This is a genomic window from Streptomyces sp. NRRL B-24572 (assembly GCF_002156145.1).
In the GTDB taxonomy this organism is placed as follows: Bacteria; Actinomycetota; Actinomycetes; order Streptomycetales; family Streptomycetaceae; genus Streptomyces; species Streptomyces vietnamensis.
In genome coordinates, this window is record NZ_MWIG01000395.1 from 1 (window position 1) to 1,320 (window position 1,320).

The 1,320-nt window shown below is 74.8% G+C and carries 2 protein-coding genes; both read right to left on the reverse strand.

Features of this window, described 5'->3' with window-relative positions; translation table 11 throughout:
- Nucleotides 1-29 precede the first annotated feature (29 nt).
- Entirely contained in the window at nt 30-605 is a 576-nt protein-coding gene (locus CCN56_RS23155) for a GNAT family N-acetyltransferase (protein WP_373412886.1), read from the reverse strand.
- Between the two features lie 13 nt (nt 606-618).
- Nucleotides 619-1,320 (reverse strand): NADP-dependent oxidoreductase (locus CCN56_RS23160; RefSeq protein ID WP_086829638.1); only part of this gene is annotated, 702 nt, incomplete at its 5' end.

A 1,320-nucleotide genomic window follows, 5' to 3' on the forward strand; every position in this document is an offset into this window, starting at 1 on the left:
GGCGGGGCGCAGGCCCACAACGGGGCGGGTCAGGTGGTCGGGGTGGCGTGCCAGTCCGGGGCCAGGACCGACCAGATCTCCTCGTCGTGCCGCTTGCCCCGGTAGTCGTAGCTCTCCCGCAGCACCGCCTCCCTCGTCATGCCGAGCCGCCGCGCCACCGCGATGCTCGGTTCGTTGTCGGAGGAGACCACCCACTGCACCCGGTGGATCCCGCGCACCGAGATCGCCCAGTCGATGAGCGCCCGCGCCGCCCGGGTCACCAGGCCCTTGCCGGCGGCCGCCGGCTCCAGCCAGCAGCCCGCCTCGGCCGTGCCGCCGACGGGGTCGAACGTGCGGAGGATCACCGCGCCGACGAGCGTGCCGTCGGACCATATGCCGTGGATGCGTCCGGTGTCGGCCGCCACCCTCTCCGCGTACGCCCGGAGGAAGGCCCGGCTCGACTCCAGGTCCGTCACGACGTCGGGGAGCCCGTTCCGCGCGCCGATGAACTCCCGTCCCCGGTCCATGTGCGCGAGGAACTCCTCGGCCTGCCACGGTTCGAGCGGGCGCAGCTCCGCGCCGTCGTCACCCAGGGACATCGCGTACACCGGCATCGCCTTCCTCATCTCACGGCAAGCATCAAGGGATCAGGACGATCTTGCCCCGAACGTGGCCCGACTCGCTCAACTCCTGCGCCCTCGCCGCCTCCTTCAGCGGCAGCGTCTCCGCCAGGCGGACCGTGAGCGCGCCCTCCACCGCCAGGCGGGCCTGGGCCGCGAGCCCGGCCCGTACGGCCTCCGGCTCCCCCGTGACGCCCGAGAAGACGATGCCGTGCTCCTCCGCGTCCGTCGCCGCGATCGTCACGATCCGCTCCTTCGCCGCGTCGCCGCCGCCGAGCAGCTCGATGGCGACCGGCAGGACGCCGTGCCCGGCCGCGTCGAAGACCGCGTCGACGCCCTCCGGGGCGGCGGCCCCGACCCGGTCGGCCAGGCCGTCCCCGTACGCGACGGGGATCGCGCCGAGCTCCCGCAGGTACGCGTGGTTGGACTCCGAGGCGCTGCCGATCACCGTGATCCCGGCCGCGACCGCGAGCTGGACGGCCACCGAGCCGACGACGCCCGCCGCGCCGTGCAGGAACAGCGTCTCGCCCTCCCGCACCCGGAGCAGGTCCAGGACGCGCTGGGCGGTCTCGCCGGCCACCGGGAGGCTCGCGGCGGCCTCCCAGGAGAGCCCGGCGGGCTTGGGGGCGACGGTGCCGGCGATGGCGTACTCGGCGTAGGCGCCGGTCTTCGTCCAGCCGAGGACCTCGTCGCCGACGGCCACGTCGGTGACGCCCTCGCC

What these genes read in the sequence shown, in the direction of transcription:
- CCN56_RS23155 (WP_373412886.1), bottom strand. Translation starts at nt 605, where the DNA reads ATGAGGAAGGCGATGCCGGTGTACGCGATGTCCCTGGGTGACGACGGC.